The organism is Chryseobacterium sp. PCH239 (genome assembly GCF_018924625.1).
In the GTDB taxonomy this organism is placed as follows: Bacteria; Bacteroidota; Bacteroidia; order Flavobacteriales; family Weeksellaceae; genus Chryseobacterium; species Chryseobacterium cucumeris.
Map to the genome: position 1 here is coordinate 2,281,922 of NZ_CP073027.1, position 22,533 is coordinate 2,304,454.

Annotated in this window: 20 protein-coding genes; 11 read left to right on the forward strand and 9 right to left on the reverse strand. The window is 35.7% G+C overall.

The window, feature by feature from the left end:
• Positions 1 to 45 precede the first annotated feature (45 nt).
• A complete protein-coding gene (locus tag KBP46_RS10485) occupies positions 46 to 234 on the reverse strand; it encodes a hypothetical protein (RefSeq protein WP_120233440.1) in 189 nt (62 codons plus the stop codon).
• A 262-nt stretch (positions 235 to 496) separates the two neighbouring features.
• Here KBP46_RS10485 and KBP46_RS10490 point away from each other — a divergent pair, with 262 nt between their 5' ends.
• The 6 genes from KBP46_RS10490 to recG all read left to right on the forward strand — a co-directional run bounded on the left by KBP46_RS10490 (position 497) and on the right by recG (position 9,454).
• Positions 497 to 2,152 carry a peptide MFS transporter gene (locus KBP46_RS10490; RefSeq protein WP_123278995.1) on the forward strand — a complete coding sequence of 552 codons (1,656 nt, stop codon included), beginning with the start codon at positions 497 to 499 and terminating at the stop codon, positions 2,150 to 2,152.
• Positions 2,153 to 2,286: 134 nt separating this feature from the next.
• Positions 2,287 to 4,041, forward strand: a complete 1,755-nt coding sequence (locus tag KBP46_RS10495) for a peptide MFS transporter (protein ID WP_216445334.1) — start codon at positions 2,287 to 2,289, stop codon at positions 4,039 to 4,041.
• A 126-nt stretch (positions 4,042 to 4,167) separates the two neighbouring features.
• Positions 4,168 to 5,091: a YhcG family protein gene (locus KBP46_RS10500; RefSeq protein ID WP_367397895.1), complete on the forward strand. Its 924-nt coding sequence runs from the start codon at positions 4,168 to 4,170 to the stop codon at positions 5,089 to 5,091.
• Positions 5,092 to 5,114: 23 nt separating this feature from the next.
• Complete coding sequence (locus tag KBP46_RS10505; RefSeq protein WP_062675494.1) at positions 5,115 to 6,626, forward strand: peptide MFS transporter; 1,512 nt, start codon at positions 5,115 to 5,117, stop codon at positions 6,624 to 6,626.
• Between the two features lie 41 nt (positions 6,627 to 6,667).
• Positions 6,668 to 7,201: a thioredoxin family protein gene (locus KBP46_RS10510; protein ID WP_062675495.1), complete on the forward strand. Its 534-nt coding sequence runs from the start codon at positions 6,668 to 6,670 to the stop codon at positions 7,199 to 7,201.
• Between the two features lie 165 nt (positions 7,202 to 7,366).
• Positions 7,367 to 9,454, forward strand: coding sequence for an ATP-dependent DNA helicase RecG (gene recG / locus KBP46_RS10515; protein ID WP_216445336.1), 2,088 nt, complete (start codon positions 7,367 to 7,369; stop codon positions 9,452 to 9,454).
• Positions 9,455 to 10,067: 613 nt separating this feature from the next.
• Here the strand turns inward: recG and KBP46_RS10520 are convergent.
• The 4 genes from KBP46_RS10520 to dapA form a co-directional block, all read right to left on the reverse strand.
• On the reverse strand, positions 10,068 to 10,514 hold the full coding sequence (locus KBP46_RS10520; protein ID WP_062675497.1) for a response regulator: 447 nt from the start codon (positions 10,512 to 10,514) through the stop codon (positions 10,068 to 10,070).
• Entirely contained in the window at positions 10,507 to 11,088 is a 582-nt protein-coding gene (locus KBP46_RS10525; RefSeq protein ID WP_062675498.1) for an AraC family transcriptional regulator, read from the reverse strand. Before KBP46_RS10525 ends, KBP46_RS10520 begins: the two co-directional genes overlap by 8 nt.
• Before the next feature lie 294 nt (positions 11,089 to 11,382).
• Entirely contained in the window at positions 11,383 to 11,886 is a 504-nt protein-coding gene (locus KBP46_RS10530) for a GNAT family N-acetyltransferase (protein WP_216445337.1), read from the reverse strand.
• A 118-nt stretch (positions 11,887 to 12,004) separates the two neighbouring features.
• Complete coding sequence (gene dapA, locus KBP46_RS10535; RefSeq protein WP_216445338.1) at positions 12,005 to 12,877, reverse strand: 4-hydroxy-tetrahydrodipicolinate synthase; 873 nt, start codon at positions 12,875 to 12,877, stop codon at positions 12,005 to 12,007.
• A 107-nt stretch (positions 12,878 to 12,984) separates the two neighbouring features.
• Between dapA and KBP46_RS10540 the strand changes: the two genes are divergently transcribed.
• The 5 genes from KBP46_RS10540 to recO all read left to right on the forward strand — a co-directional run bounded on the left by KBP46_RS10540 (position 12,985) and on the right by recO (position 17,644).
• Positions 12,985 to 13,740, forward strand: coding sequence for a 5'-nucleotidase C-terminal domain-containing protein (locus KBP46_RS10540; RefSeq protein WP_216445339.1), 756 nt, complete (start codon positions 12,985 to 12,987; stop codon positions 13,738 to 13,740).
• 2 nt (positions 13,741 to 13,742) lie between these two features.
• Positions 13,743 to 14,693: a bifunctional UDP-sugar hydrolase/5'-nucleotidase gene (locus tag KBP46_RS10545; RefSeq protein ID WP_062675502.1), complete on the forward strand. Its 951-nt coding sequence runs from the start codon at positions 13,743 to 13,745 to the stop codon at positions 14,691 to 14,693.
• A gap of 1 nt (position 14,694) precedes the next feature.
• Complete coding sequence (locus KBP46_RS23690; RefSeq protein WP_253297262.1) at positions 14,695 to 15,996, forward strand: hypothetical protein; 1,302 nt, start codon at positions 14,695 to 14,697, stop codon at positions 15,994 to 15,996.
• A gap of 158 nt (positions 15,997 to 16,154) precedes the next feature.
• Complete coding sequence (locus KBP46_RS23695; protein WP_253297263.1) at positions 16,155 to 16,958, forward strand: T9SS type A sorting domain-containing protein; 804 nt, start codon at positions 16,155 to 16,157, stop codon at positions 16,956 to 16,958.
• Positions 16,958 to 17,644 (forward strand): DNA repair protein RecO, encoded by a 687-nt coding sequence (gene recO / locus KBP46_RS10555; RefSeq protein ID WP_120233432.1) that lies wholly within the window; start codon positions 16,958 to 16,960, stop codon positions 17,642 to 17,644. The genes KBP46_RS23695 and recO overlap by 1 nt, the downstream gene beginning before the upstream one ends.
• 6 nt (positions 17,645 to 17,650) lie before the next feature.
• On the opposite strand, the gene KBP46_RS10560 is transcribed toward recO, so the two are convergent.
• The 4 genes from KBP46_RS10560 to KBP46_RS10575 all read right to left on the reverse strand — a co-directional run bounded on the left by KBP46_RS10560 (position 17,651) and on the right by KBP46_RS10575 (position 22,408).
• On the reverse strand, positions 17,651 to 20,323 hold the full coding sequence (locus KBP46_RS10560) for a glucosidase (RefSeq protein ID WP_216445340.1): 2,673 nt from the start codon (positions 20,321 to 20,323) through the stop codon (positions 17,651 to 17,653).
• 106 nt (positions 20,324 to 20,429) lie between these two features.
• The gene (locus KBP46_RS10565) at positions 20,430 to 21,239 is read right to left on the reverse strand and encodes a glucose 1-dehydrogenase (protein ID WP_062675505.1); all 810 of its coding nucleotides are present in this window, start codon (positions 21,237 to 21,239) and stop codon (positions 20,430 to 20,432) included.
• 73 nt (positions 21,240 to 21,312) lie between these two features.
• The gene (locus KBP46_RS10570) at positions 21,313 to 21,786 is read right to left on the reverse strand and encodes an N-acetyltransferase (protein WP_062675506.1); all 474 of its coding nucleotides are present in this window, start codon (positions 21,784 to 21,786) and stop codon (positions 21,313 to 21,315) included.
• Positions 21,787 to 21,790: 4 nt separating this feature from the next.
• The gene (locus tag KBP46_RS10575; protein WP_062675507.1) at positions 21,791 to 22,408 is read right to left on the reverse strand and encodes a DUF1684 domain-containing protein; all 618 of its coding nucleotides are present in this window, start codon (positions 22,406 to 22,408) and stop codon (positions 21,791 to 21,793) included.
• Positions 22,409 to 22,533: the final 125 nt, after the last annotated feature.

Genomic DNA, 22,533 nt, shown 5'->3' on the forward strand with positions numbered 1-22,533 from the left:
AAATAGCAACAGTTTCCTGTTGCCATTTTAAAAGATTTACTTTAATTACCCACAACAAAAAGTACCGTTGCAATACGAATCACCATTCCCATTATGAGTATTTGCACATGCTGCATTGGTACATGCACATCCTGCATCCGAAATAGGATCTTCCTCTCTTAATCCCCCTTTAATGGTTTTCAACTCATTTCGGGATAAACTTCCTTTCATCTTTTTTAAATTGATCTTTTTCATAATAAATGTTTTTTTAATTACGTGTCACTATTGACATAGGCGAAAATAGAAAACAAATATCACTCACAAAGGAAATACATATGCATATTTTATGTTTATTCATTGTATTTTAATTTGTGAAATATGTACAAGTTTTTAAATAAAGAAAACCTGTCTGCACATTCATTTTTCTTATTTATTTCATTAATCATTTACGCAGCTATTATTTATTTTATCAATTAAAATTAAAAAGCTATTTTTGGGAAATTTGAAAATTGATTATATGAAGACTAAACATCCTAAAGGGCTACCCTATCTCTTCTTTACAGAAATGTGGGAGCGTTTCGGGTATTACCTGATTCTTGGAATCTTTGTTCTATATGTTATTGAGCCTACGGGCATGAAAGGCGGACTTGGACTTCCGGATAAAACTGCTGATGACATTTTCGGAACTTATATTGCTTTAACTTATCTGACTCCCTTTATTGGAGGATTCCTGGCAGACAGAGTGTTAGGGTATATTAAATCTATTTATCTTGGAGGTTTTTTAATGGCTGCAGGATATATAGGTATGGGAGTTTTTAAAGATTTACCCCTGTTTTATACCTCTCTGGCATTAATTATTATTGGAAATGGTTTCTTTAAACCTACTATTTCAACTCTCTTAGGAAATCTTTACTCTGAAGAACCTTATAAAGCGAATAAAGACTCCGGGTATAATATTTTCTATATGGGAATCAATATCGGGGCATTTATCTGTAATATTATTGCCGCTTTCATGCGTAATAAATTCGGTTGGGGTGAAGCTTTTATCACTGCGGGTGTAGGAATGCTTATCGGAATGGTTATTTTTACCATCGGAAGAAAGCATTACATTCATGCTGCACAGATGAAACCTGTACAGGAAGGTGATACAAAACTTTCAGAGATTCTGATCAAAGTATTTGTTCCTGCTATCGTTGCCGGAGCAATAGGTTGGTTTATTCCTGATAATATTTTCGGAAGTGACAGTACAGATGCCTTTATTTTTGCATGTGTACCGGTTATTTATTTCTATGCATCACTTTACTTTAAAGCTAAACCTGATGAAAAAGCCTCTATCGGAGCATTACTTTCTGTATTCCTGATCAGTATGTTCTTCTGGGCGGTTTTCAAACAAAACGGTACAGCATTGACAAGATGGGCAAATTATTACACGGACAGAAGTGTTCCGGCTTCTCTTGAAAAGCCATTGGAGGGAATTTATATGGTGGAAGGGAAAAACTATGAAGATAAAGAAGTTCCGGTTTATGACAATCAGTTCCGTTCTCAAAAAGATGATAATGGTGAGACTAAAAAGGAAATGGGGAAAGATGTTTATTTTAAGAACATATCCCCTGAACAACGTGCAGCACTTGAGAAAAACCCAGAAAACAAAGTATATTTATACAATACAGAATTATTCCAATCTATTAATCCATTCTGGGTTATTGCTTTAACCCCGGTTATTGTAGGATTCTGGGCATTATTAAGAAGAAAAGGAAAAGAACCTTTAACTCCTACCAAGATTGTTTTAGGATTATTTATTTCCGGACTTTCTTGTCTTGTAATGGTTCTAGCAGTGATGGCCGGAGACAACGGATCAGTAAAAGTATCTCCGTTATGGCTTGTTGCCAGCTACGGAGTCATTACCATCGGGGAACTATGTTTGTCTCCAATGGGGCTTTCTTTTGTTTCCAAACTTTCTCCTGCAAGGATTACAGCATTGATGATGGGAGGATTTTTCCTGGCCAACTCTGTGGGAAATAAGCTTTCCGGAATTCTGGCAAGTACATGGTATAACTATGAAAACAAGACGAATTATTTCCTTGTAAACTTCGCTTTGTTAATATTTGCTACACTTTTAGGTCTTTCTATGTTAAAAAGGCTAAATAGAATTATGACAGAAAAAGGGCATTAAAATCCTTAATATTATAAAGAAAAGTAAGCTGCGGAAGAGTCCCGCAGCTTTTTTATTTAAAAATAAAATTAAAACCTTGCCAAAAACCCAAAATAAACTATATTTGTCAGTCTTAACAAAAATTAACAATAGAAATGGATAATATTGAAGCATTGAGTCCGAAACCGGATGAATTTGTAGAGAATAAGAATTCCAGGCATCCTAAAGGATTATGGGTTCTTTTCGGAACAGAAATGTGGGAGCGTTTCAACTTTTATGGAATGAGAGCTCTTTTGACGCTCTTCATGGTAAATTCCTTATTAATAAAAGAAGCTGATGCAGCGATCATCTATGGTGGATTTCTAGCTTTATGTTATTTAACACCTCTTTTGGGAGGATTTATTGCTGATAAATATATCGGAAACAGATACGCGATTATCATTGGTGGATCATTAATGGCTATTGGCCAGTTCTTGCTATTTATCAGTGCCTCTACCTTCTCAGCAGATATCGGAAGCGCCAAGCTCATTATGTGGCTGGCATTATTCGTGATCATTTTTGGTAACGGATTCTTCAAACCAAATATTTCTTCAATGGTGGGAAGCCTTTATCCAAAGCAGGAAAAATCTAAACTGGATTCTGCCTTCACTATTTTCTACATGGGGATCAACATCGGAGCGTTCTTAGGTCAGTTTATCTGTCCATACGTAGGTGACGTAAAAGATGCTGCAACCGGAGTAAGAGATATCTTCGCATTCAAATGGGGATTCCTGGCAGCTTCTATTGCCATGGTAATCGGAACGGTAACATTCTTTATCCTTAAAAACAAATATGTAGTAACTCCGGAAGGAAGGCCTATCGGAGGATTACCAAAAAATAATACAAGTGCTGACTTTGAAGAAGGAGAAACGCAGACTGCTAAATTCTCTGGCCAGGCTTTAGGAATCACTGGTGGAATATTTGTAGTTTTATTCTTCCTTTTCAGATATCTTCTTGTAGGTGAGTTTGGATTCAATTCTGTAGAAATGGGGCAATTGATTAAAGGAATCATTTACCCATTCATCTATTCAGCGGGTATTTCTCTTGCCTTCTTAATTATGTCTTCTGCTGAAAATAAGGTTGAAAGACAGAGAATCTGGGTAATTTATATCGTATCATTCTTTATTATTTTCTTCTGGGCTGCGTTCGAACAGGCAGGATCTTCATTAACATTTATTGCAGATAACCAAACAGACAGAAACATTTTAGGATGGAATATGCCGCCTTCAATGGTTCAGATCTTCAACGGAATCTTCGTTGTTATTCTGGCAGTTCCTTTCAGTTTAATCTGGGACAAGTTAAGAGCTAAAGGAAAAGAGCCGGTATCTCCGTTCAAACAGGCAATGGGATTAGCTTTGATTGCTCTTTCTTATTTCATCATTGCACACAATGTAAAAGATCTTGGAAACTCAGGTTTATTAGCCATCAAATGGTTAATGTTACTATACTTCATCCAGACATGTGGTGAGCTTTGTCTTTCTCCGATTGGTTTATCATTGGTTGGTAAACTGGCTCCGAAAAGATTTGCTTCATTACTTTATGGTGTTTTCTTTATTTCTAACGCTGCTGGTTATGCATTAGCCGGTTCATTGGGAGCACTTATCCCTGCAACAGGTGATAAATTCAAGAAAGCTGAAGAAATGGGTGTTAATCTGCAGGATGTTTTAGATAAAAAAGTGACCCTTACAGCGGATCAGGTAGCTGCTTTCGATAAAGCTCAGTTACCATTACACAACCCTACTTTTGTAGGATTTGAAATCCATAACTTATTTGAATTCTTCATGGTGTTCGTAGTACTTTGTGGGATTGCTTCTGTAATTTTAGGATTAATTTCACCTATCTTAAAGAAAATGATGCATGGTGTAAACTAATGTATCAACAAAATATCATAAAACCTCTGCCAAGTCAGAGGTTTTTTTTATTTTCGTATGATGGAAATTTCCGAAGATTCTTTATTCCAATCCGTAAAGGAAATCATTAGACAATCGCGCGAAAAAGTGTTTCGTATAGCGAATTCTACTCTACTGCTCACTTACTGGCAGATTGGAAAATTGATTATTGAAGATGAACAACAGGGAAAAGAACGCGCAGAATACGGAAAATATACGCTGAAAAAACTTTCTCAGAAACTTACCTTAGAATTTGGAAAAGGATTTGATGAAAGTAACTTAAGAAACATGCGCTCTTTTTATCATGCATTTCCAATATGTGACGCATTGCGTCACGAATTGAGCTGGACCCATTACAGATTACTGATAAGGCTTGACAATGCTGATAAAATGAATTACTATCTCAATGAATCCGTTCAAAATAACTGGAATTACAGAGATCTTAAAAGACAAATCAATTCGCTTGCTTACGAAAGGGTTTTGGAACATAAAAAATCTTCTCCGGAAACTATTCACAGTGTTTTAAAAGATCCTTATATTTTTGAGTTTCTTGGATTAAAAGCTGATGAACAATTTTCTGAAAAAGAAATTGAAACAGCCATTATTGACCATATTCAAAAGTTTTTGCTTGAATTTGGGAAAGGATTCGCTTTTGTAGCCAGACAACAACATATTTCAACAGATACATCGGATTTTTATATAGACCTTGTCTTCTATAATTACATCTTAAAATGCTTTGTCATTATTGATTTAAAAACAGGAGAACTTTCTCATCAGGATATAGGACAGATTGATATGTATGTAAGAATGTATGATGATCTGAAACGCGGTGAAGGAGATAACCCAACCATCGGAATTTTATTATGTTCAGAAAAAGATGAGACCATTGTAAAATACTCCGTTTTGAATGATAAAAATAATTTATTTGCCAGCAAATACCTGCTGTACCTCCCAAAAGAAGAAGAATTAAAACAAATTATTGACCAGGACAGAATCCGTTTTGAACTGGATCAGAAAGATAAAAACCCTTAATTAGAACTTAATCATATATCATTATGAGCTTAACTTTAGATGAAATACAAAATTTCAAAGGAAAGTATCCCAGACAAATCTGGAGCCTGTTTTTCTCTGAAATGTGGGAACGTTTCTGTTTCTACGGAATGCGTGGAATGCTGGTTTTCTTTATGATCTCACAGCTTAATTTCCATGAAAAAGAAGCCAACCTTCAATATGGTGCCACCCAGGCTTTTGTTTATGCCTTTACCTTTGTGGGAGGTCTTTTTGCTGATAAAATTTTAGGATTCCGAAAATCCTTGTTCTGGGGCGGTTTGCTGATGATCGTAGGAAGTTTAATTCTTGCTACCGATCCCCACAAATTCTTTTTCTTAGGAATAGCATTCACCGTGGTAGGAACAGGTTTCTTCAAACCAAATATTTCATCTATGGTGGGACAACTTTACAAGCCTAATGATTCAAGAGCAGATGCAGGTTTCTCACTTTTCTACGCAGGAATTAACCTTGGAGCATTGCTAGGCGGTTATTTATGTATTGCCATTGGTAAAGGAGAATTCTTAAGCAACATTATTGCAGAAGAAATGAGGTGGCATATTGCTTTTGGTCTTGCTTCAATAGTAATGGTAGTAAGCTTGATCAATTTTGTATTTACACAAAGAACATTAGGGACTATCGGTTTACAGCCGGGACATCCTTTAGCAGAGGTAAAAACAGCTCCAATTCCAAAATGGAAAGAATACGGAGTATATGTTTTGTCATTGGTTTTTGTACCCATCATCATGACCATGGTAGCCAAGACAGAGTATACAGATTATTTTATGTGGACCATCGGGCCTTTAACTTTAATCTATCTGTTCTATGAAATGTCTAAAGTAACAGCTTCTGAACGCAAAAAACTTTGGGCAGCTTTGGTTTTCATTATATTCTCCATTATCTTCTGGGGAATCTATGAGCAAAGCGGAGGTTCTTTAAGTATTTTCGCAGCTAAAAATCTGAATAAAGATCTTTTTGGATTAGACCCAAATGGAGTGAATAACTCAGGAGGAGCTTTCTTCATTATTTTCCTTGCCCCATTGATCGGACTTCTATGGATCTGGCTGAACAAAAGAAAAATTGAACCCAACACGATTATCAAATTCGGATTAGGATTTATTTTCTTAGGATTAGGATATTATGTTTTATTTGCAACGCGCCTCTTCGCAGACCTTCAGGGAATCACTTCACTGAACTTCTTCACACTTGCATTGCTTATTATTACCCTTGGGGAATTATGCCTTTCTCCTATCGGTTTATCCATCATGACCAAGCTTTCTACCAAGAATCTTCAGGGAATGATGATGGGAATGTGGTTTCTTGCATCAGCGTATGGGCAGTATGTTGCAGGAATTATTGGGGCCAGTCTTGCCACAGCCAAAGAAGGTTCTACCAACTATGATGAATTGATCACTTATACTGATGGATATAAACAATTAGGATTATATGCGGTAATTGCCGGAGTGGTATTAATTTTGATATCTCCGTACGTGAAAAAATTAATGCAAGATGTAAAATAAAAAATAAGTAATTATGCTTATTTTTATCCAAATATCACAATATGAAGAAAATTTTAAGCATAACACTCTTATTTTTATTAAATTTTAGTTTTGCACAAGTAAAGTGGATGACCATTGAAGAAGCTTTAAAAGCCCAAAAGGAAAGTCCCAAAAAAATATTAATTGATTTCTACGCAGACTGGTGTGGTCCGTGTAAAATCATGGATAAAAAAACATACGGCCACCCTGTACTGGCTCAGATATTAAATGAGAATTATTATCCTGTAAAGTTTAATGCAGAAGAAAAAAAGAGCATTGAAATCTTTGGAAGAACCTTTTCAAATCCTAATTCTGAACATAAAAAGGGAAAAAATTCTCTTCATGAGTTTACCCAGTATATGAATGTAGGGGCTGTTCCAAGTACGGTATTTCTGGACGAGCATGGCGATCCCATCACCATTCTTCAGGGAGAATTGTCTGCCAAAGAACTGGAACCTTATCTGGAACTGATCTCCAAAGATTTGTTTAAAAAGATTAAAACCAGAGAACAATGGGAGGATTACCAGAAAAAATTCAAATCTAAAATAAAAGATTAATTCAGAACTTTGAAACAGGATTTTGTGTTTCAATGCTAAAAATTCACTATAGAGGCTTCCAATTTTTTGGAAGTCTTTTTTATTTTACCGAAATTCGAACCTTTATTTTTTATCATCCGAAATAAGAATCAAAAAGTTCGAAAAACAGTATCCTGAAACCTGAAAATGAATCTCGAAACCTCCATAGAATATGTAAAAGGAATAGGTCCGGAAAGAGCTAAACTCATCAAAAGTGTGTTGGGCTTATCTACTGTGGAAGATATGTTGAATTTCTACCCTATCCGTTATCTGGACAAAAGTAAAATCTATACTGTTTCTCAGCTTAGAGACGAGACCAGTCAGGAAATACAGCTGAAGGGAAGAATTACTCAGGCACAGGAAATTCAGACAGGTAAAACCAAGCGATTATCTGCAAAGTTCAATGATGAAACAGGTAGTATAGATCTGGTTTGGTTTCAATATTCCAAGTGGTTGAAAGAACAGCTTCCCATCAACAGGGAAGTTTATATCTTCGGAAAGATCAATGTTTTCAACCGCCAGTTTTCTATGCCGCATCCGGAAATTGAAGCGGAAGAAAAAAAAGAGGGTGATACCCGCCTTAAACCTATTTATCCAAGTTCTGAAAAACTAACCAAAAGAGGGTTAAATCAACGATTTTTCCAGAATGCTTTAAGAAATATCTGCAGAGAGATTCCGAGTCTTATTGAAGAAAATTTTCCGGAATATCTGATGAAAACCTTTAAATTCATGTCCAGGCAGCATGCTTTTCTGAATGTACATTTTCCAAAAGATCAGGAGCATTTTGATAAAGCAGATTACAGACTGAAATTTGAAGAATCGTTTTTCTTTCAGTTAGGATATGGCTTAAAGAAACTTCATCATAAAACACAATCCCAGGGTAATCCTTTCCCGATTATTGGAGATCACTTCAATGATTTTTATGAAAACCATCTTCCTTTTGAGCTTACCAATGCACAGAAAAGGGTTTTAAAGGAAATAAGAATGGACATGAAAAGGCCGATTCAGATGAACAGGCTTTTACAGGGAGATGTAGGATCAGGAAAAACAATGGTTGCCCTTCTTACCATGCTTATCGCAATGGACAATGGGTTTCAGAGCTGCCTGATGGCTCCTACTGAAATTCTGGCCCAACAGCATTACAATGGTATTAAAGAACTGTTGGAAAAAACAGGAATCAATATCCGCCTTCTCACAGGTTCTACCAAAGCAGCAGAAAGAAGAATTATCCATGAAGAACTGGAAAATGGGACTCTTTCTATTTTGGTAGGAACTCATGCCGTTTTAGAAGATAAGGTTAAATTTAAAAATCTGGGATTAGCCATTATTGATGAGCAGCATAGATTCGGGGTTGCTCAAAGGGCTAAACTCTGGGCTAAAAATAAGATTCCGCCACACATTCTGGTAATGACCGCCACACCAATTCCAAGAACTCTGGCCATGAGTTTTTATTCTGATCTGGATGTTTCCGTGATTGACGAGATGCCAGTGGGAAGAAAACCTATTATCACAGCGCACCGCCGGGAAAAAGACAGACTGTATGTCTATAACTTTTGTAAAGATGAAATAAAAAAAGGAAGACAGGTTTATTTCGTATATCCTCTCATCGAAGAATCAGAAACCCTGGATTATAAAAACCTTATGGAAGGTTTGGAGCATGTGATGGATTTTTTCTCCGAATACAATGTGACAATGCTTCATGGGAAAATGAAACCGGATGAAAAAGATGCTGCCATGGCTTATTTTGCTTCAGGAAAAGCTGAAATAATGGTTGCAACCACAGTAATTGAAGTTGGGGTAAACGTTCCGAATGCTTCGGTAATGGTGATTGAAAGTTCTGAAAGGTTCGGACTATCACAGCTTCACCAGCTCAGAGGACGTGTAGGAAGAGGTGCTGAACAAAGTTACTGTATCCTGATGACTTCCGATAAATTATCAAAAGAAAGCCGAACACGTATTAAAACAATGACTGAAACCAATGATGGTTTTAAAATTTCTGAGGTAGATATGCAGCTTCGCGGTCCCGGAGATATACTGGGAACCCAGCAAAGTGGTGTGGTAGATTTTAAGAGACTGGATCTCATTAATGATTCTGCGATCATCAAAACAACAAAAAATACGGTAGAAAGAATACTGGAAGCTGATCCTATGCTATTAAGACCCGACAATCTGATCATCAAAAATTATTATATCAGATACTACAAAGGAAAAAATAAGTGGAGCAAAATATCATAAAAAAACCGCAGAAAAAAACTTCCTGCGGCCCCCTTATAAAACTGTTATTTAGAAGAAATTACTTTTGGTATGTCCAAAAAAAATTTATTTTAATAGTTCAGGCTTAATATTTTGTGATGTGGTGTGAAAATATTTATATAACAATATAATAATGAGCTAAAACCATAACTATTAAAATAAATTATAAAAAACAAAATGAATTATTTTTTCCAACTTGCTTATTATAAAAACTAACTGTGTTTCGGTGGAGATGAGGGAATGAAACGAATAAAAATATCTCCAACTACTTATTGAGTTTTCATGATTGTACCGTTTTGTTTAAAGATCTTCTGTGCTTTATAATTGGAAAATTAGTATAATCCATTTTGTTTAACTAACATCGTGATTTATATAATTTTTTTATTTTTAGAAACAATTACTTATCATTCATCTGTATCTTGTACTATATAATAAATTTGTGTCTGAGTTTACTTTTACAAATGTCCGTATATTAATTCAGATGCCTTTTATATTATTTTAATGATTAGTTATAAAATTTTCACCTATTTGTGAATAGTATGCAATAAATACGATTTTTAAATTATTAATATTAAATTAATAAATCCTTTATTCATCATACTTTCAGAATTAAATTATCTTTATTCAAACCCGAAGTGTGATACTGCCAGTTGATGGTAATAACTTCCGTAAGTACCTTTCTGAGCTTCTCAAAACAGTCAGGTTTTTTCATAAAAATATGCGCACCTTTCACAAAAATATCTTCTACTTCATTTTCCGGAATAGGGTCAGAAAAAATGGCCGTCACCATATTGTTAAATTTTGAATTCGAACCAATATCTTCCAGGCATTCCATACTCTCTTTTCCGGGAATCATATAATTTATAAAAACAAGTTCCGGAATTACAGCATCATCATTATTCAGGTATTCCATCAGGCTGTTCCCGTTACTGAAACATTGAACTTTTATAGAGATCTTCAACTCCTTCAGAATATTTTTAAAAAAAATCAAAGTGTTTTCATCGTTATCTGCTACTATTACGTTCAGAAATTCTTTATTCATACTGCATTTTATGGTTTATTACAGTGCTTTGTACTCTTCTTCGTTTGCCAATAATTTTTTGAAACTGGGATGGAGTGATTCCTGTTGTATTTTTGAACTGGGTGCTTAAATGCGCCACACTGGAATAGTTCAGCTTATGGGCAATTTCTGTAAGGCTTTGTTTGTTTCTTATGATCAAGGCTTTTGCATGCTCAATCTTTTGCAGAATAATAAAATTCTCAATAGAGGTAAAAGCAACTTCTGAAAAAAGATTGGAAAGATAACCATAGCTGTGATTCAGCTTCTCAGAAATATAGATGGAGGCTTTTACCGGTATAATTTCATCCGAAAACACGAGCTCTACAATAGCATCTTTTATTTTCTGTACCAGTGCACTTTTTTGGCTTTCTATGATCTCGATACCATAATCTTCAAGATTTTTCTTAAAAAGATTGTGCTGTTCTTGTGTAAGGGGCTCATAGAATTCCACTTCACCGAAGTTCAGTAATCTGTACTTCAGCCCGTGTTCTTTAAGTTTCTCGTCCAATACCTTTTTACAAAGAGCATTGAAATCAAATTTAACATACATTTTCATCCTAGTATATATAAGCCAATATTATTTAGTAAATATAATAATTTATTTCAAGTAAATGTGAAATAGGTGTATATTTTTAATATTTTACCATATATACGAAAAAACTCCTGTATTTTAGAATACAGGAATTTAAACACTAAGGATGAAAAAAATATACTGATAAAAAGCTTTTCAGCTCAAAACCAAGCATATGAATGTATTGTATAAGTGATTTGGTTCTGAAGCAAAGATGAATCAAAAAAAGAAATCACTTGTTATAGAATTACAGGATAAAGTTACAAAATTTTAAGTCATTTATTTGTGAATTAGATATTCCATAAGAAAATCATCCATCACAAAACCGTTACCAATATCAAAAACACCTTCGTCATACACTTTATATCCCTGGGATTCGTAGAAGTTTCTGGCTGAATTGTATTTATTGACATTCAGGATAATTCTGTTGTTTCCGTTTTCAGAAACTTTCTCATTCAGAAACTGAAGTGCTCCTTTCCCAAATCCTTTTCCTTTACTCTCAGGAACCAGATAAATTCTGTGCAGTTTGGTGGTTTTCTCTGCATAGTTGTGCTCATATCCGATAAAGCCTTCAAAAGTATTATTATTTTCATCCTGAATAAGATAATAATGATAATACGGATTTTGAAAATGGTGTAAAATTTCATTTTCAGAATACATTTCTGCGAGCATAAACTCCATTTGTTCTTTAGAAAGAATGTCTGCATAGGCATTTTCCCATGATCGTCTTGCAAGATCCTGAATCAACGGGATGTCTGCAGCTGTTGCCTGTTGTAATTTCATGATTGGTTGTATTATGATGATTAAAAAAAGTGAAAAGCCTAAGCTTTTCACCCTTTATATTGTTCAATGATGACTCATGAGTTTTAACATAATTAAAATTCATTTTGCCGGTTCATTATTAAATTGTAGCCATTTCAGCTTTAATTTTTGCATGAAGACCTTCTGAAGCCTTTACCAAAGGAAGTCTCAGATAATTTTTGATGATTCCTTTTTCGGTCAGGATTACTTTAATACCACAAGGATTACCTTCAGCAAAAATCAAACGGGTAATATCTACCAGTTTGTTATGAATATCATAAGCTTCCTTTACCTTACCCTCAAAAGCCAGCTGTACCATTGTTGAAAACTCTTTAGGATACGCCTGTCCGATTACAGAAATTACACCATCTCCACCAGCTAATGTTACAGGTAATGTATATTCATCATCTCCAGAAACTAAAGAAAATCCTTCAGGTTTCTTTCTCAGAATATCAAAATACTGAAGAATGTTAGGAGAAGCCTCCTTAATCAGGAATAAGTTAGGAAATTCCTTTGCAAGACGAAGCGTAGTCTCTGCTTCTACATTTTGCCCTGTTCTTGACGGAACGTTATAAATAATAATATTTTTTCCTGTGGAAGCTAAAGCTTTATAATGTTGATAAAGACCTTCCTGGTTCGGTTTATTATAATATGGAGATACTGAAAGTACGGCTTCAAACGCAGAAAGATCTGCTTCTTCAATCTGTTTCTTGACCTCAAGAGTATCGTTGCCGCCAATTCCCAAAACTAAAGGAAGACGTTTATTATTCACCTTAATGATGTGCTCAATTACCTGTTTCTTCTCCTCTGCAGAAAGCGTTGCGGCTTCTGCCGTTGTTCCCAATACAACTAAATAATTGGTTCCGTTTTCGATATTGTACTCCACCAGTTTTGTTAAACTGTCGAAGTCAACGGATAAATCTTCATTAAAGGGCGTTACCAATGCAACACCTACTCCTTTTAAAATGCTCATCTGTTAGAATTATTTTTGCCAAATTTAATAATTTACAGTAAGAATTTGTAATAAATAATAATGTTTTATTATACATATAGTTATATTTGCATATACTAAAAGAGATTATGAAAAATAAATTCTTGTTATTAGGAATTGCTCTGGTGTCACTTACTGCATGCAAAACGGCTTCTGTGCCGCAGCTTGTGAATGTAAAGACCCAGAAAAATATTTCTATTAATAATGAGCTAAAGAATGATGAGGAGTTTGTAAAATTTATCGAACCGTATAAGCAGAAACTGGATAAAGAAATGAACCAGAAGATCTCACACACCAATGTGGATCTTACCAAACAGGGCGATAACAGCAATCTGGGTAATCTTTTAGCTGACTATACGTTTGAAGGAGGTAATGAGTGGATCAAAACTCATCTTAAGCAAAATGTAGATGCTGCATTGATCAATATCGGAGGAATCCGAACCACTATCGGAAAAGGAGATATTTTACTTAAAAATGTATTTGAAGTAATGCCTTTCGAAAATGAAGTAGTGATTGTGAAAATGAAGGGAGCAGATTTACAGGGGCTTTTTGAGTATTATGCAAAAACGCAGGTCAACAATCCTGTTTCTCATTTATACATTGAAACAAAAAACGGACAGGTAACCAAAGCCTTAATCAATGGTAATACAGTAGATCCTGCTAAAGATTATTATATTGCGACTTCAGACTATCTTGCATTGGGAGGAGACAATATGAAATTCTTTGCTAAAGGAGAATCCATTGCAACAGGAATTAAAATGAGAGATTTATTTATTGATTATTTTAAAAAATCACCTGAAGTGATGGTCAATTCGGATGTTCGTTTAAATTTTATCGGGAAGTAATAATGGATAGAAAAAGTTTTTTAAAAGCAATAGGAGGCGGATCTTTAGCAATGGCTTTGGCTCCCAATATGATGATGGCGGAGGAATTAAAAATTCTTAATTTAAAATCTGCAAATAAACTGACTATTCTACATACCAATGACCAACATAGCAGAATAGAGCCTTTTGATGCAAGCTATACAAAAAATCCCAATCAGGGAGGTTTTGCAAGGAGGGCAAGCTTAATCCAACAGATCAGAAGTCAGGAAAGTAATGTTCTTCTTCTTGATTCCGGAGATATTTTCCAGGGAACTCCTTATTTTAATTTCTTCGGAGGAGAACTGGAGTTCAAATTAATGTCTATGATGAAATATGACGCCTCTACCATGGGAAATCATGATTTCGATAATGGACTTGATGGATTTTTAAAAGTACTTCCTAATGCGAAGTTTCCTTTTATTTGTTCCAATTATGATTTTACAAACACTGTTCTTGACGGGAAAACTTCTCCCTACCAGATATTCAATAAGAATGGCATCAAAGTAGGAATTTTCGGAGTGGGAATCCAGCTGGATGGCCTTGTAGGCAAAAAACAGTACGGAGAAACCGTTTACTCCAACCCCATTGATGTAGCACAGCATTATTCAAATTTTCTAAAGAAAGAGAAGAAATGTGATCTTGTGATTTGTCTTTCGCACATCGGCTATGATTACAAAGATGAACCTGATAAAATAAGTGATAAAATTTTAGCGGCCAATACAGAAAATATTGATATTATTTTAGGAGGCCATACTCATACATTCTTACCGGAACCTCAGACCTTTACCAACAGACAGGGCAAAAATGTCCTTGTTAATCAGGTGGGATGGGCAGGTCTTCTTTTAGGTAGAATAGATTTTTATTTTGATACAAACAAAAACGTACAGCATATTTCCTGGAACAATCAGGTGATAGATAGCAGCATAACCGCATAATATGAAAAAACTCTCTATAATTTCTCTTGGTATTTTAGCATCCCTGCAGCTAATAAAAGCTCAGGTTATTTCATCCAAAAAGTGGGCAGATCTGTTTTCCTACAATAATGTCTTAGCCATGAAAGAAGACAATGGAAAAATCATTGCAGCCACTCAAAACGGAATATTCTATTATACAATATCAACAGGAGAAATTACGAAGTTATCCAAAGCCAATGGCCTGCACAACATTGGAATTACTGCTTTCGATTACAATCCGCAGACTAAAACAGGGCTTATCGGTTATGAAAACGGATCTATGGATGTTATTACACCACAGGAGATCAAATATATTGTTGATATTCCTATTGCTACAGGATATAATGGAGATAAAAAGATTAACCACATTTCGATAACCGGAAATCAGGCTGTCATTTCTGTTGGGTACGGTGTTTCCATATTCAACCTTCAGAATAAAGAGTTTGGTGACTCTGCATTTTTCCTTTCTGGTGGTGTTTATCAGGCAAGTAATGAAGCTACGATATTCGGGAATAAAGTATATTCTGTAACGGATACAGGATTGAAAAGCCATCAAATGAATACTACGTTTCCCGTATATTCTACCTGGACAACGGAAGCCCCAGGAGCATTCAAACATATAGATTCAGAATCAGAATTGGTTTACTCAACAGCTACAACAGCTTATATTTATAACAACGGTACCCCGACACAACTTCCTACTACTTTTGAAAAAATCAGGGATGTTGTTATTACCTCCAATAGTATTGTCGTTACAGATAACAGAGTATATACTTACGGAATCAATGGAGTATCGCAAAATGCGGTAAGCCTTGGTGAAGAATGTAATACTGCATTAACAGCTGGCGGAAAGATTTTAGGAGGAACGGTATTATCGGGAATTAAGGATGAAGGTAACAATACTTTTAAACCTTCCGGACCTTACTTCAATTTTGCTTATAACATCAATCTTTTTGATAACAACCAGCTTCTGGTTTCCTCTGGTGCCAGAGCCAATAACTACAACCATCCGTTTATTCAGCCACAAGAACCAGGATTTTATTATTTCAATGGTACAGAGTGGATTTATCCTTCATTTTTCAATAAAAGTAATCCCAATCGCCCCATCTTCATCAACGTATTGGATGCTATTATAAGCCCTTATAACAGTAATGAAGTACTATTCACCAATTATACTATGCTGGATAACGGGGTGTATAAGATGAAATATAATGCGACAAGCAAAGATTTTGAACTGGTAAATATTATAATCTGGGAGCACAGCCTTACCTCAGACGTCCGGTAGGTTTTGCTGTAGACCCACAAAACAATCTTTTTGTTTCTTTTGGATTCAATGATGGAAACCCTTCTATAGGAATCTATGATAAAGCAGCTGATGATTTTCTTATCAAGAAAATAGTTCTTGCCAGTGATGGAATACAAAAGACTATTTACCATGAAAACATGCTTTGGACTCCGCTGCCAAGATCTAACAATTTCTGGGTATATGACTATAAAAATGCCACTAATCTTTCTGATGACAATGATTATATTCTGGGAACGGCTAATGGATTTAACAGTTCAGGAGGTATTTTATCGGTAGCATTTGATAAGTCTGGAGATGCCTGGATCGGGACAGATGGAGGACTAAGAATTATGTCTAACGCAGCAACAGAAATAAAAAGCGCCCAGCCAAAAGTAGAGCCTATAGTTATAGAGCAGAATGGTTTGGGGGAAGAGCTTTTCAGAGAATCCGCAATTCTTCAGATTGCAGTAGATGCAGGTGACTATAAGTGGGTATCTGTTGATGGTGGTGGTGTTTATTACCTCTCCGCCGACGGTCAGAGAACTATAAAGCATTTTACAAAAGAAAATTCCCCTCTTCCTACGAATAGTGTTACCGATATAAAAGTTGATAAAAAAACAGGTAAGGTATATTTTGTAACATATAATGGTATTGTAACGTATCAGGGAGATGTTGCAGATGTAACTTCCAATTTCGGTGATGTGGTAGTATATCCAAACCCTGTTGTTTATTCTAATTTCAAAGGAAAAGTAACCATTAAAGGTCTTGCAGAAAAAACCAATATAAGAATTGTAGATGCTGCAGGTAATGTAGTTCACTCTGCAGTCGCAAGAGGTGGATATTATGAATGGGATCTCAATAATCAGAAAGGAACAAGAGTAGCTTCAGGGATTTATTTTGTCCTGATGACGAATGAAGACGGATCTGATAAAGCTACCGCTAAAATAGGAGTGGTTAATTAATGAATTCACAAAACGGTTTTTTACTTTCATTTATCAAATATGGAGAAAATGATGCTGTATTGCATTGTTTTACAGAAGAAGAAGGTTTTCAGAGCTATTTTCTAAAGGGAATTTATTCCAAAAAGAATAAAAAGAAAGCCTTGCTTCAACCGTTGAGCCAGCTCAATTTTTCTGTAAATCCATCACGTGGCAACGGAATCCCGTCTGTTTCAAAGTTTGAACTGGTAAAAAACAATGACATTTATACAGACATAAAAGTCAATACCGTTATTTTCTTTATCTCAGATTTTCTGAGTCATATTCTTAAACATGAGAATAAAAATATTCCTATCTATTCCTGTATTGATCATTTAATCTGCGAGCTGACTAATAAAAATTATCAGGCGCATCTTCTGTTTTTGCTGGCTTTTTTAAAAATTCAGGGTGTTGCACCCTTATTGAGCGAAGGCAGGTTTTTAGATCCGGAAACCGGAACTTTTTCACTGGGAATAAGTCACCAGCTCTTCAATGAAGAAATTTCCATGCTATGGAAAGAAGCTCTTTGTGCAGAAGATTTTTATGCCACAAAAATCCATTCCTCCTTGAGAAAAGATTTCCTTGACAGTCTTTTAGTATACTATCATTACCATATCACGGATTTCAAAACTCCAGCCTCTTTGGAAATCATACAGCAGATATTTGAATAAATAATATTATTCCTTCCCTGTTGTTTTTCCAATATCTTCCGGCATTTCTGTTTCGGATTCTGCCATTTCTTTTTTGGAAAATCTAGGTTGAAGGATCTTAGCAATAAGTCCTGTCCAGCCAGTCTGATGGGAAGCTCCTACTCCACGGCCGTTGTCTCCGTGAAAATATTCATAGAACAAAATATAATCTTTAAAATCAGGATCGGTTTGAAACCTTTCATACTGTCCATGAACCGGGCGTTTCCCGTTTTCATCTTTTAAAAATATCTTCGCAAGTCTCTTGTTTAAAGCATCTGCAATCTGATCAAGGTTTGAGTAATTACCACTTCCCGTAGGATATTCCACCAAAAAATCCGGGCTATAATAAAAGAAAAACCGCTGAAGACTGTCAATAATAAGGAAATTGATAGGAAACCATACGGGACCGCGCCAGTTGCTGTTTCCTCCAAAAAGGCCGCTATCACTTTCAGCAGGTGTATATTTTACGCTGTAATTCGTATCATTCAATGTTAATGTGTAAGGATTGCTTTCATATTCTTTGGATAAAGCTCTTACTCCGTAATCACTGAGAAATTCCTCAGGATTCAACATTCGGTTTAACAGTCTTTTCAAACGATGTCCCCGAAGCAGAGATAAAAGGTGTTTGGAATCCTGCCCTTTCACTTCCCATCTTGAAACCAGAGAAGCCAGTTCAGGTTTATTATCCAGTACCCATTTCATTCTTTTCTTGAAATTGGGAAGGTTTTCAATCATTTCATCATCGATAACCTCAACGGCAAACATTGGAATTAATCCAACAATAGTCCTTAGCTTCAGATACATCTGAGCTCCGTCGCTGGAAGTAATTGCATCATAGAAAAATTCATCCTGTTCATCCCAAAGACTGAATTTCTCATCACCCATATTATCCAGTGAATGGGCAATCGACAGGAAATGTTCAAAGAATTTCATAGCCATCTCTTCATACACCTTATTGTAAAGAGCCAGTTCCAGCGCAATTCTCATCATATTGAGGGCAAACATAGCCATCCAGCTCGTTCCATCGGACTGCTCCAGCTGTTCTCCGTTGGGCAAAACAGAATTCCGGTCAAAAACCCCAATATTATCAAGTCCCAGAAATCCTCCTTCAAAGATATTATTGCCATTAAGGTCTTTTTTATTAACCCACCATGTAAAATTCATCAATAACTTCTGGAAAGCGCTTTCCAGAAATTCCAGATCGGGTTTATCTTTTAAATATTCATCAATTTTAAATACTCTGAAAACCGCCCAGGCATGTACAGGTGGATTCACATCACTTAAGTTCCATTCGTATGCAGGCAGCTGTCCGTTGGGATGCATATACCATTCAAACAGGAAAAGTTTCAGCTGATGTTTTGCAAAATCCGGATCTATCAGGGAGAAGCTGATAGTATGAAATGCCAGATCCCATGTTGCATACCATGGATATTCCCATTTATCAGGCATTGAAATGATATGCTCATTGTTCAGATGCTTCCAGTCGTAGTTTCTTATCGTTTCGCGGGACTTTGGTGGAGGCATTTCGGAAGGATCACCTTTCAGCCATTTTTCTACATTGTAATGGTAAAACATTTTATTCCAAAGCATTCCTGCAAAAGCCTGTCTCTGAACCAGTTTTTCATCTTCCGAAGCAATTCCTTTCTGAATTTCTGCATAAAACTCGTCGGCTTCTTTTTCTCTTTGTTTAAAAAGAATATCGAAATCTTTAAAAGGTTCTCTTATATCTTTATCTGAAAGCCTGAATTCAAATATTTTTGATTCTCCCGCTTTAAAATCTTCATCAATAAAGAAAGAAGCTTTGGTTCCTGCATTTTTGGGATTCACAGACTGGGAATTTCCCGTCATCACAAAATTATTGATCCCGTCTTTACAGTATTTTGACTCATTAGAAGACTGGTAAAGCCTTTCATTATTGGTTTCATTATTACAAAATAATGTTTTTAAAGATTGTTTTGCATATACATTTTTAACCTCGATATCCTGATGATTGACTTTAATATGGTCTGCATCTTCAGCAGACAATTGTGGTTTATAATCATCATATCCCCAGTTCCAGGTATTTCTGAACCAAATAGTCGGAAGAATTACGAGAGACGCTTCTTTTTCAGATTTATTGAATATTTTTAGTTTTACAAGAATATCATTCTGACTTTCTTTTGCATATTCAATAAAAATGTCAAAGTATTCATTGTGATCAAAAATCCCTGTATCAATCAACTCATATTCAGCTTCCTCCTTTCCCCTTTCCGCATTTATTTTTACAAGCTGTTCATAAGGAAAAGCATTTTGAGGATATTTATACAGCATTTTCATGTAAGAATGGGTAGGTGTGGAATCCAGATAGTAATAATATTCTTTCACATCTTCACCGTGATTTCCCTGACCATTGGTGAGACCAAAGAATCGTTCTTTGACCATTTTATCTTTCTTATTCCAGAATCCTAAAGAAAATACAAGCTTCTGGAGATCATCACAGATGCCACATATTCCTTCCTCACCCCAACGGTAAGTTTTGGCTTCTGCAGTTTCATGATTGGTATAATTCCATGCATCTCCGTTTTCACTGTAGTCCTCACGAACAAGGCCCCATTCACGGTTACTGACATAAGGCCCCCATTTTTTCCATGAAATATCTGAAATTCTCTGTTTTTCCGACATAAACGATAATTATGAGTAGTGAGTAATATTTAATTCCGTTTCAAGTTCTAAAAACAACCTCAAAAACTTTAAACCTTGAACATTAAACTTTGAACTTCGAATTCCTTTATCCTCCGGTAGAAAAACTCTCAAACGTAGTCATTCCACCATCCACGAAAATGCTTGTTCCTGTGATATAATCTGCAAGGTCACTGGCAAGGAACGCAGCTAAGTTTCCGATATCCTGCGGTTGTCCGATTCTGTTATAAGGAATAAGGTTCAGAAGAGAATTAAGGGCTTCCGGAGTATCCCACGCATTCTTATTAATAGGGGTTTGAATAGCCCCGGGACAAATGGAATTGACACGGATCTTGTTGGCACCATATTCTTGAGCAAGGGTTTGCATCAGCATTCTTACAGCCCCTTTACTGGAAGCATAATTAGCATGTCCTGCCCACGGAATAATTTCATGGACCGAACTTATATGAATAATTTTCCCACAGGCAACAGAGCGTGAAGTGTCGATTCCTCTTCTTAGAAATTCTTTAATAGCTTCTCTGGCACAAAGAAATTGTCCGGTCAGGTTGACTCCTATGACCGCATTCCATTGATCCAAAGTCATTTCAGTGAATTTTGAATCCTTTTGAATGCCTGCATTATTGACCAGAATATCTACCGTTTGGAATTCAGAAACAACATCCTGAAACATCCTGATAACCTGATCCTCTTTGGAAACATCACACTGGTAGGTTATTCCTTTACCGCCGGCATCCGTTATTTCTTTTAAAACAGCTTTAGCTTCTTCTGTAGATCTTTCCGAAGAATGATTAACAATGACTGTTGCTCCTGCTGCCGCCAATGATTTTGCAATTCCTGAACCGATTCCACTGGAAGCTCCTGTGACTACAGCCACCTGATTTTGAAGTGATATTTCCATGTTTTGTAATTTGATGTTACTCAAAGTTATGGAAAGATATCAGCAGATAAAAAATTATGATTTTAAAATTTTATTAAAGTTTTTTGTACATCAGGTATTGAGGTCCGCTTCTTCCAATTCTGGTCTTACCGTCGTAAATATATCCTGCCTGAAGATAAATATGGTAAGCAGATTCATTTTTCTGGTTGACAGCCAGTACAATCTCATCGCAGGTCTTGAAATGATTTTGGACAAAAGTACCTACTTCCTGCATAGCAACTTTTCCAATTCCCTTTCCCTGCAGTTGAGGATTCACAGATAGTGAACGCAGTAAAACTGAATTCTCATTATCCGTAAGATCTAATTTATCTTTTCCAAAATCAAGGACAAAAAAACCTACAGGCAGATCATTTTGAAATATCGTCACTGGAAATGCGTCATCATCATTCCGTTCGCTGATGCTTTGTAAGGCCTGCTGAGCAGTCGCTGTAAACCTCATCTGATTTTCATCCAAAGTATAACTGACTCCGGAAAGGTCTTCCGGTTTAAAGAAATCTAAATATATCATAGTATTAGTGATGGTAAATATCTTCATACATTACCCCTGCACGGATTTCTATTGGAAGTTTATTTTCCTCCGGAACAATAGGACAATTGTAATCATAAGCGTTGTAAGCACAGAAAGGATGATAGGATTGATTAAAATCAAGTACAATGGTATTTCCTTTCGGGATTTTAAGATCCATATATTTCCCTCCTCCGTAGGTTTCCTTTTCATTGGTAGCATCACGGAACGGAAGGAAAAGATAGTCTTTATATTTTTCCTGTTTGATCAAGTCCAGACTTTGGTATAAAGTAACGGTATAAGGTTTCCCATCCAGCGTAAATGTTGCTTTTCCATATTCCTGATAAGACTTGGTTTTTCCTGCAGATGTAGGAAGATCAAAGGGTTTTGTATCTTCTGATTTTACAAATTGCGCAGTAATTCTGTATTTAGCATCAAAAGGAAAGAAAGGATGTTTTTTAAAATTTTTAAAATTATCACCTCTTAACGGAGTCTCTTTTGGGTTAAGGTATTCCGCATTCAGTTCTTTCTGAAATTTCTGGACCTCTTTCTCTTCCTTTGATATCTTTTTTTGAGAAAAGCCCCATAGTGGAAGCAGTAGAAAGAGTATGATATATTTTTTCATGAATTTAAAAATTATAAGTAAAGCTATGAATTTTCATTCCAACAAAAGTTAAAATTGTAATAAAAAATATAATCTGTGATAAATAAAATAAGCACCTTCACCTCTAGCATACTTTTTGAAAAAGA